The sequence below is a fragment of the Micromonospora sp. NPDC052213 genome, assembly GCF_040679695.1.
In the GTDB taxonomy this organism is placed as follows: domain Bacteria; phylum Actinomycetota; class Actinomycetes; order Mycobacteriales; family Micromonosporaceae; genus Micromonospora.
The window spans coordinates 1-9,115 of record NZ_JBFAVI010000227.1; the positions used below are offsets into that span (position 1 = coordinate 1).

The 9,115-nt window shown below is 73.9% G+C and carries 9 protein-coding genes; 4 read left to right on the forward strand and 5 right to left on the reverse strand.

Annotation, left to right across the window (positions count from 1 at the left end):
• Positions 1–235 precede the first annotated feature (235 nt).
• Positions 236–2,440, forward strand: a complete 2,205-nt coding sequence (locus AB0L34_RS31165) for an ATP-dependent RecD-like DNA helicase (RefSeq protein ID WP_363708929.1) — start codon at positions 236–238, stop codon at positions 2,438–2,440.
• A 59-nt stretch (positions 2,441–2,499) separates the two neighbouring features.
• Here AB0L34_RS31165 and AB0L34_RS31170 read toward each other — a convergent pair whose 3' ends face one another.
• Positions 2,500–3,075 (reverse strand): helix-turn-helix domain-containing protein, encoded by a 576-nt coding sequence (locus AB0L34_RS31170; RefSeq protein WP_363708931.1) that lies wholly within the window; start codon positions 3,073–3,075, stop codon positions 2,500–2,502.
• Positions 3,076–3,222: 147 nt separating this feature from the next.
• Between AB0L34_RS31170 and AB0L34_RS31175 the strand changes: the two genes are divergently transcribed.
• Together AB0L34_RS31175 and AB0L34_RS31180 are read left to right on the forward strand one after the other, a co-directional pair.
• Positions 3,223–3,903 carry an NAD(P)H-dependent oxidoreductase gene (locus AB0L34_RS31175; RefSeq protein ID WP_363708933.1) on the forward strand — a complete coding sequence of 227 codons (681 nt, stop codon included), beginning with the start codon at positions 3,223–3,225 and terminating at the stop codon, positions 3,901–3,903.
• Positions 3,900–4,220, forward strand: coding sequence for a multidrug efflux SMR transporter (locus tag AB0L34_RS31180; protein WP_363708934.1), 321 nt, complete (start codon positions 3,900–3,902; stop codon positions 4,218–4,220). The genes AB0L34_RS31175 and AB0L34_RS31180 overlap by 4 nt, the downstream gene beginning before the upstream one ends.
• 43 nt (positions 4,221–4,263) lie before the next feature.
• Here the strand turns inward: AB0L34_RS31180 and AB0L34_RS31185 are convergent, their stop codons facing one another.
• The 4 genes from AB0L34_RS31185 to AB0L34_RS31200 are packed head-to-tail and all read right to left on the reverse strand — an operon-like array spanning position 4,264 to position 7,794.
• Positions 4,264–4,995, reverse strand: coding sequence for an amidohydrolase family protein (locus tag AB0L34_RS31185; RefSeq protein ID WP_357465087.1), 732 nt, complete (start codon positions 4,993–4,995; stop codon positions 4,264–4,266).
• Entirely contained in the window at positions 4,992–5,732 is a 741-nt protein-coding gene (locus tag AB0L34_RS31190) for a hypothetical protein (protein ID WP_363708936.1), read from the reverse strand. Before AB0L34_RS31190 ends, AB0L34_RS31185 begins: the two co-directional genes overlap by 4 nt.
• The gene (locus AB0L34_RS31195) at positions 5,729–6,625 is read right to left on the reverse strand and encodes a dihydrodipicolinate synthase family protein (protein WP_363708938.1); all 897 of its coding nucleotides are present in this window, start codon (positions 6,623–6,625) and stop codon (positions 5,729–5,731) included. The genes AB0L34_RS31190 and AB0L34_RS31195 overlap by 4 nt, the downstream gene beginning before the upstream one ends.
• Positions 6,622–7,794: a DegT/DnrJ/EryC1/StrS family aminotransferase gene (locus AB0L34_RS31200; RefSeq protein WP_363708940.1), complete on the reverse strand. Its 1,173-nt coding sequence runs from the start codon at positions 7,792–7,794 to the stop codon at positions 6,622–6,624. The genes AB0L34_RS31195 and AB0L34_RS31200 overlap by 4 nt, the downstream gene beginning before the upstream one ends.
• An 81-nt stretch (positions 7,795–7,875) precedes the next feature.
• Here AB0L34_RS31200 and AB0L34_RS31205 point away from each other — a divergent pair, with 81 nt between their 5' ends.
• Complete coding sequence (locus AB0L34_RS31205) at positions 7,876–9,096, forward strand: hypothetical protein (RefSeq protein WP_357696756.1); 1,221 nt, start codon at positions 7,876–7,878, stop codon at positions 9,094–9,096.
• Positions 9,097–9,115 lie beyond the last annotated feature (19 nt).

Genomic DNA, 9,115 nt, shown 5'->3' on the forward strand with positions numbered 1-9,115 from the left:
CACAGACTTCTAGCCACCGCGGGTGGCCGCTGACGCCCGGGGCCCCCCCCGGGGGGTGCCGGGCGGCGCCCACCCCTGCCACCGAGGCAACCCGCGGTCGTGAGCCACCAGCGGCCGACCGGGACCTCGATCGACGGCCGGTGCGACGGGTGCCGGCGTACCCGAATCGCCTGGTGGGTGGCTCTCACCAGGGACACGCGCGAGTGCCGAGCAACACGCAGGGCAGGATGGGCGGGTGACTGCCCCCACTCGCCCGCCGTCGGCCGTGTTGGACGCGGTGCTCGAACGACTGACCTACGTCAACGAGGAGACCGGCTACACCGTCGCCCGGGTGTCCACCAACCGCAGCGGCGACCTGCTCACCGTGGTCGGGGCGCTGTTGGGGGCCCAGCCCGGCGAGAGCCTGCGGCTGTCCGGCCGCTGGTCGTCGCACCCGCAGTACGGCCGGCAGTTCGAGGTCCACTCCTACACCACGGTCCTGCCGGCCACGATCCAGGGCATCCGGCGCTACCTCGGCTCCGGACTGGTCAAGGGCATCGGCCCGGTCTTCGCCGAGCGGATCGTCGCGCACTTCGGCCTCGACACCCTCCAGGTGATCGAGACCGAACCGAGCCGGCTGGTCGAGGTGCCCGGCCTGGGACCGAAGCGCACCGCGAAGATAACCGCGGCGTGGGAGGAGCAGAAGGCGATCAAGGAGGTGATGGTCTTCCTCCAGGGCGTCGGCGTGTCCACCTCGCTGGCCGTACGGATCTTCAAGCAGTACGGCGACGCCTCCATCACGGTGGTGAAGAACGAGCCGTACCGGCTGGCGGCCGACGTGTGGGGCATCGGGTTCAAGACCGCCGACACCATCGCCCAGGCCGTGGGGATCCCGCACAACAGCCCCCAGCGGGTCAAGGCCGGCCTCCAGTACACCCTCTCCGAGGCCACCGACAACGGGCACTGCTACCTGCCCGACGGTCAACTGGTCGTCGAGGCCACCAAGATCCTCAACGTGCCCGCCGACCTCGTCACCACCTGCCTCGACGAACTCGTCGGCGAGGAGGGGGTGGTCCGCGAGACCCTGCCCGGGCCGGACGGCGAGCCGACGGCGGCGGTGTACCTGGTGCCGTTGCACCGCGCCGAGCAGTCCCTGGCCGGGTCACTGCTGCGGCTGCTGCACCACCGCGCCGACCGGCTGCCCCACTTCACCGGCGTCGACTGGGGCAGGGCGCTGGCCTGGTTGAAGGCCCGCACCGGCACCGACCTCGCCCCGGAGCAGGAACAGGCGGTCCGGCTCGCCCTCACCGCCAAGGTCGCCGTGCTGACCGGCGGACCCGGCTGCGGCAAGAGCTTCACCGTCCGCTCGGTCGTCGAACTCGCCGCCGCGAAGAAGGCGAAGGTCACCCTCGTCGCGCCGACCGGCCGCGCCGCGAAGCGACTGTCGGAGCTGACCGGCCATCCCGCCGCCACCGTGCACCGGCTGCTGCAGCTACGCCCCGGCGGGGACGCCTCCTACGACCGGGACAACCCACTCGACGTCGACCTCCTCGTCGTCGACGAGGCGTCCATGCTCGACCTCGTCCTCGCCAACAAGCTCGTGAAGGCCGTCCCGCCCGGCGCGCACCTGCTGCTCGTCGGCGACGTCGACCAGCTCCCCTCCGTCGGCGCCGGGGAGGTCCTGCGGGACCTGCTCGCCGCCCCGGCCATCCCCCGGGTCCGGCTGACCCGGATCTTCCGGCAGGCCGCGGAGTCCGGGGTGGTCACCAACGCCCACCGCATCAACGCCGGCAAGCCACCCCTGCTCCAGGGGCTCGGCGACTTCTTCCTGTTCGCCTGCGACGACACCGAGGCCGCCGCCGCCCTGACCGTCGACGTCGCATGCACCCGCGTGCCCGCCCGCTTCGGCCTCGACCCGCGCCGCGACGTGCAGGTCCTCACCCCCATGCACCGCGGCCCCGCCGGCGCCGCGGCCCTGAACACGCTGCTCCAGCAGCGCCTCACCCCCGCCCGCGACGGGCAGCCCGAGCGCCGCGTGGGCGGGCGGGTGTTCCGCGTCGGCGACAAGGTCACCCAGATCCGCAACAACTACGACAAGGGCCAGGCCGGCGTCTTCAACGGCACCGTCGGCATCGTCACCGCCCTGAGCGCCGAGGAGCAGACCCTCACCGTACGCACCGACGAGGACGAGAGCATCGACTACGACTTCGACGAACTCGACGAGCTGGCCCACGCGTACGCCATGACCATCCACCGCTCGCAGGGCTCCGAGTACCCCGCCGTCGTCATCCCCCTGACCACCAGCGCCTGGATGATGCTGCAACGCAACCTGCTCTACACCGCCGTCACCCGCGCCAAGCGGCTCGTCGTCCTCGTCGGCTCCCGCCGCGCCCTCGCCGCCGCCGTCCGCACGGTCGGCGCCGGGCGTCGCCACACCGCCCTCGACCACCGCCTCGCCTGACCCGCCCGTTCCTTACCAGCGCCGATGCCCTCGTCGCCGAGGACGTTCCGTGCCGGACGTCAGTCCGGCAGGACGTACGCGAGGCGGGCGAGCGCCGACTTGATCTCGGGCACCGTTCGCCCCCGGTCGTGGCGCTGGTACCGGTACACCTCGGGGGCGAGTGGCGCGAGCAGGACGTCGGCGAGGGCGTCCTCCTGCCAGCCGGCGTCGCGGATCAGGGACATGACGAACGTCCGCCAGAAGCCGTAGGCGCCGGTGGCGAAGCGGGCGGCACCCAGTTCGGCGCCGAGGGCCAGCGGCAGGTGTCGTTCGAGCAGATCGATCATGGAGTCGTAGAACGCCTCGATGCGGCGGCGAGGCGACGCGCCCGGCCCGAGCGGCGGCGGGCCGGCGAGAATCTGCTGCTGCAACCGCTGCTCGTGCACGTCGAGGAGGGCGACAGCCACGGATGTGACGTCCGGGTAGCGGCGGTAGAGCGTCGCGCGGCCGACGCCGGCGGCGGTGGCCAGGTCCGTCATGGAGATCTGCGGGCCGCGCTCGGCGAACAGGCGTTCCGCGGCCGCGAGGATGCGTCGCCGGTTGGCCGCGGCGTCGGCCCGTTCCGCGGGGGTCGGGGCCAGAAGGTCATCCGCCATCCCGACAGCCTAACCGGACATCCCGTCCGGTTGCGACGGCCCCCGCACACCCGAACCGGCTAAATGGACGTGGCGTCCACTTAGCTGCTAGCGTCGAGGGACAACCGGACATCGTGTCCGCTTCCTCCGACGAGTAGGACGAGAGTCATGGCCCACCTGCTGCACCTGGACGCCAGCGCCCGCCGGGCATCACACTCCCGCACGTTGAGCAGGGCGTTCGCCGACGAGTGGCGGGCCGCCCACCCGACGGGGACCTACACCTACCGCGATCTCGCCGCCGACCCCGTGCCCGTCATCGGCGAGGCGTGGACCGAGATCTGCGACTACGCGCTGCGCCACGCCATCACCGAACCCGGCCGCCTCGCCGAGGGGGTGCGGACCCCGGCTCAGCGGGAGGCATGGGCGGTGGTGGAGCCGTTGCTCACCGAACTGGTCTCCGCCGACGTGCTGCTCATCGGCGCTCCCATGTACAACTTCTCGATCCCTGCGAGCCTCAAGCTGTGGATCGACCAGGTGACGTTCCCGCACGCCAGGCTGAACCTCAAGGTCGTCGTCACCGGCGCGCGAGGCGGTTCCTACGCCCCCGGCACCCCGCGCGAGCCCGTGGACCACCAGGAGCGTTACCTGCGGGACTTCTTCCTCGGTCACTTCCAGGTCGACGACGTCACCGTCATCAACACCGAGTTCGTCAACTCCACCGTGGACCCGACGCTGGAGCGGTGGCGCGAGTCCTACCGCAGGTCGTACGCCGATGCCCGGCAGGCGGCGGTCGACGTGGCCCGCGCCGTCGCCGCCGGGGCCCTGGCACCCTCGGGAGCGCAGGCATGAGCTGGCTCGTCCTGGCGCTCGCCGGCCTGGTCGAGATCATCTGGTCGCAGACGATCAAGCCGACGCAGAACTTCACCAGGCCGGTGCCGACCCTGCTCTGCTTCGCGCTCGGAGCCGCCGCCGTCTACCTGCTCTCCCGGGCTATGCAGGACCTGCCGGTCGGCACGGCCTACGCCGTGTTCACCGGCATCGGCGCGATCGGCGCGATCTCGCTGGGCATCGTCGTACACAAGGATCCGGTCGGTGTCGGCCGCTTCGCCGCACTGGCCCTGATCGTCTGCGGCATCGTGCTGGCCCGGGTCACCGACCCGGACTGAGCGCGGCGAGCAGGCTGCCGCCGTCCTCCAAACAGAGCCGACGTCAGCACACGTCGAGGCGGAACAACTCGGCGGCGTTGCGCCAGGCGACCCGCTCGGCCAGTTCCGCGTCGAGGTCGGCGGCGAGCACCGCCCCGAAGGCCGCCGCGGGGTCGATGAGCGTGGCGTCGGTGCCGAAGAGCAGCCGACGCGGGTCGACCGCCGCCGCCACGGCGGCGAACCGGCCCGCCTCGGTGTGCGAGAAGCACGGCTCCAGCCAGAGCCGGTCGACCGAGTTGGCCGCCTCGACGGCGTGCCGCCAGCCGTTCGCGCCCATGTGTCCGGCGATGGCGCGCAGGCCGGGGATGTCCGCGACGGCCTGGGCCAGGTCGAGCGGCGTCGCGTCCCAGGTGTGCACGAGGGCGGGCAGGTCGTGCGCGGCGACGAGCTCCAGCGCCGCGCGGGCCTGCGGGGAGTCCGCCGGGGAGCCGGTGTAGTCGGTGTGGATCTTCACGCCGACGAACCGGCCGGTGGGGAGCAGTTCGCGCAGGTCCCGTTCGGCGTCGTCGAGGCGGCGCGGGTTGATCGTCAGGTAGCCGAGCAGGCGATCGTTGGTCTCCAGGACCCGGGCCATCGCCCGGTTTCCGGCGGTGACGTCGTAGATGACCGCCTCGGTGGCGGAGACGACGGCGAGGTCGATGCCGTAGCGGTCCATCACCGCGAGGTTGGTGGCGACCGCCCCGACGTCCATGCTGAAGAACCAGGGCCCCCAGTGGGCGTGCACGTCGATGATCATTCCTGGCCCTCCAGGATCCGGCGGGCGTTGCCGCCCGCCACGGCGGCCACCTCGGCCGGCCCGAGGCCGCCGCGGGCCAGCCGCAGCCGCGGCACGACCGGCTCGTAGAACGGGGTGCGGGAGCCGTAGAGCAGCCGCCCGACGCCGACGTGGGCGACGACGGTCTCCAGCGCGTCGGGCGAGTTGAGCAGCCGGGTGGACGTGTGGAAGCCGGGCTCGTCGCGGGCCGCTACCACGAAGTCGCCCAGGTGGTAGAAGTGCGTGTCCAGGAAGACCACGGTCGCGCCGCGCAGCGGCCGCCAGAACCGGCGGAGGTCCCCGCCGGTCAGGATCACCAGGCCGGCCTCGGCGGCCCGGCGGGCGACGTGCCGTACGGACGGGAAGTCCGGCTCGACGCGCTGCTCGTCGGGGAAGAGCCGCACCGCCCGGAAGCCGCGCTCGGCGAGCCGGACGACCTCCCGTTCGGCACCGAGCGGGTCGCGCAGGTCGAGCGCACCGACGGGCAGCACGGTGGGGCCGGCCAGGGCGGCGGCCTCGTCGTTGCCGCTGGCCACGTCGAACAACGCCGCCCGGAGGCTGGCCACGGCCGCCCGCGCGATGCCGTTCGCGCCGAGGGTGGCCGCGACGTCGCGGGGGTCGCCGGTGGGGCCCGGCCGGTCGGCGTACCGGCCGACGAGGACGTCGACGTCGAAGGTGACCGGGGGCAGGTCGGCCGCGACGAAGGGGTTGCCGCTCACCGCTGCCTCGCCACCGCGAGCACGCCGTCCCGGTCGCCGTCCGGCAACGCCGGCGCGTACGGGTCGACCGCGTGGGAGGCGGGGATCCGCCCCTCGTCGGCGGCGATCTGGAGCATGCGGTGCACGTACCCCTCCATCGGGTCGGTGAAGGTGACCTCGGCGAGCCGGTCGAGCCGGGCGGAGGCGGCGACGAAGTCGTCGTGCTTCCCGTCGGCGTACGCCCGCAGCACGGCGGCGGTGACCGGCACGGCGGCGGCGGCGAGGCCGACCAGGGCGGCCTGCGCGCCCCACATCAGCGACGGCCCGAACATCCGGTCCTCGCCGGTGACCGCCAGCCGGTCGGCCCGGTGCGCGGCGGCCAGGGCGGCCTGGCAGGCGATGGCGTCGTGCAGCCGGGCCACCTTCACCCCGGCGACGCCGGGGTGCTCCAGCAGGGCGGCCAGCCGCGACGCGGAGTACGGCCGGGTGTAGAGGTCGAAGGCGAGCATCGGCAGGCCGGCGGCCCGCCAGACGGCGTCGTGGTGGGCGACCGCGTCGCCGTCGACGGGAAAGACCAGGACGCCGGCGGCGCCGAGGTCGGCGGCCCGGGCGGCCTGCGCGGCGACCTCGTCGGTGTGCTCGCCCGGCCGGCCGCCCACGCCGACGACCACCGGCACCCCGGTGTCGACGGCGTGGCGCACGACCAGGTCGCGGGTCGCCGGGTCGAGGTAGGGGCCGCGGCCGGTGTGGGCGCACACGGCGAGGGCGTCCGCGCCGTCGACGACCAGGCCGCGCAGGTAGCGGTCGAGCACCGCGGCGTCGACCGTCCGGTCGGCGTCCATCGGCGTGGCGGTGGCGGCGACGAGTCGCCACCGCAGCCGGTCGCGCAGCGCGGCGGCGGCCGGCGCGATCACGGGGTCACCGCCGCCCGGACCGCCCGGGCGATCTCGTCGACGTGCGCGTCGGTGTACCGCTCGTTCCAGTCGATCACCAGCAGGGTCTCCGCGATGAGCCGCTCGGCGACCGGGAACGCGCCGGGCCCGTAGGCCGGCAGCCGGTCGGCCGGCGGCACGGTCAGCGGGAAGCGGGAGGTGCCGTAGACGGGGGCCTCGGTCAGCGCCGGGGCGCAGTGCAGCGGCTGCTGGAGGTAGCCGGCGCGGGCGGGGATCCCGGCGGCGGCCAGTTTCCCGGCCACCTCGTGGTTGGTCAGCGGCGGGTCGAGCACGACGGGGAACAGCCACCAGGCGTGCGCGTCGAGGTCCGCCGGCAGGCGCACGCCGGGCAGGTCGGCCAGCGCGGCGGCCAGTCGGCGGGCGGTGCGCCGCCGGTCGGCCAGCACCCCGGGCAGCTTCGCCAGTTGGGCACGGGCGACGGCGCCGGCCAGCTCGGTCATCCGGTAGTTCAGGCCGAGGCTGACGTGCCGGCGGGCCTCGTCGCGGGGCCAGCCCTTGTCGGCGAAGAGCCGCATCCGGCGGGCCAGCACGGCGTCGTCGGTCACGGTCAGGCCGCCGTCGCCGCAGGTGATGTGCTTCCACTGCTGGAGGCTGAAGCAGCCGATCGCGCCGGCGGTGCCGGCGAGGGTGCCGTCCGGGTAGCGGGTGAGCCAGGCCTGGGCGCAGTCCTCGATCAGCGGCACGCCGGCGGAGTCGGCGACCTCGCGCAGGTCGGCGGCCGCGCCGAACAGGTGCACCCCGAGGATCGCCCGGGTGCGCGGCCCGATCGCGGCGGCGACCGCCGCCGGGTCGAGGTTGCCGGTGTACGGATCGACGTCGGCGAACACGGGCACGGCGTTCTGGGCGAGAATGGGCGCGACCGTGCCGAAGTCGCTGATCGGAGACGTGATGATCTCGTCGCCCGGGTCCGGCGCGACGGCCGCGACGGCCAAATGCAGCGCCGCGGTACCCGAACTGGCGGCCACGGCGTGCGACACTCCGTGGAGGTCGGCCATCTCGCGCTCCAGGGCGCGGACCTCCGTGCCCCAGACCGAGCTGAGCATGCCCGACTGGAGCACCCGGCTGACGGCGGCCAGCTCCTCCGCACCGATCGTCCGGCCGCCGGCGTCGGCCATGCTGGGGAACGACACGCACCCTCCCAGGGCTACAGTAATACCGGGCCTGACCGTAATCTTGTGCTGCGAACAATGCAACCCTGACAGGAGGCAGCGGTGACCATTGAGATCGGGGTCGTCGGTCCGCACGACCTGGTCGACGACGTGGCCGCCACCTGCGAGGAGCAGCCCGGCGTCACCGCCAGGCGGCTGCACTACGACCACGAGTCGCAGGCACCGGCGATCGTCGAGGCGCACGCCGGCCAGGTCGAGGCGTGGCTGTTCACCGGCGTCGTGCCGTACACCCTCGCCCGGGAGGCGAACCTGCTGCACCGGCCGGCGGTCTTCGTCGACTACACGGGCGCGACCCTGCTCCAGGCCGCCGTGCGGCTGCTGCGCGACGGCCGCGACGTCACCCGCATGTCGATCGACACCGTCACCGGCGCCGACGTCGCCGGCACCTTCGGCGAGGCCGACCTGCCCGTGGACCGGGTCCGGTCGCTGCCCTACCGCAGCGGCCTGAGCTCCGACGACGTGGTCGCCTTCCACCGCCGGCAGCGCAAGGCCGGCGCGGACGTCGCCGTCACCTGCATCAGCTCGGTCTACGAGGTGCTGCGCCACGAGATGCCGGCGTTCCGCCTCGCCCCGTCGAACCACTCGGTGCGCGCCGCGCTGCGCCAGCTCCTGCTGCACGTCGGCAGCCAGGCCCAGGAGGACGCCCAGATCGCTCTCGGGCTGGCCAACCTGTCCGACGGCGACGACGGGCTGCTCAAGGAGGTGGCCGGGCTCGGCGGCACCGTCGCGCGCTTCGCCCCCGACACGTACCTCATCGTCACCACCCGCGGGCCGCTGCACGACGCCACCGGCGGCTTCACGGCGCTGCCGATGCTGCGCCGCCTGGCCGACCGGCACGAGACCGTGCAGATCGGGTTCGGGCTGGGCCGCAGCGCCGCCGAGGCGGAGAACCTGGCACGCCGCGCGCTGAGCCGGGCCCGCCGGGTCGGCCCCACCACGGCCGTGCTGTCGCTGCGCGGCGAGACCGACATCGTGCTGGAGTCCACCACGCCGGCCCCGCCGCCGGCGGAGGTGAACCTGGCGGTCATCGCCCAACGGGTCGGCCTGTCCGTGCCCACCCTGCTGCGGCTGCGCGAGGTGCGCACGACGGTCGGCGACGAGCCGCTGACCAGCCGGGAGGTCGCCGACCAGCTGCGGGTGCAGCAGCGCACCGCGCGGCGCATGCTGCACCGCCTGGAGCTGGCCGGCCTGGCCGAGCGGACCGGCAACCTCGCCTCCGGCACCAGCGGTCGCCCGCTGACCCTCTACCGCCTGACCCTCTGACGGCCCGCCCGCCCCTGTC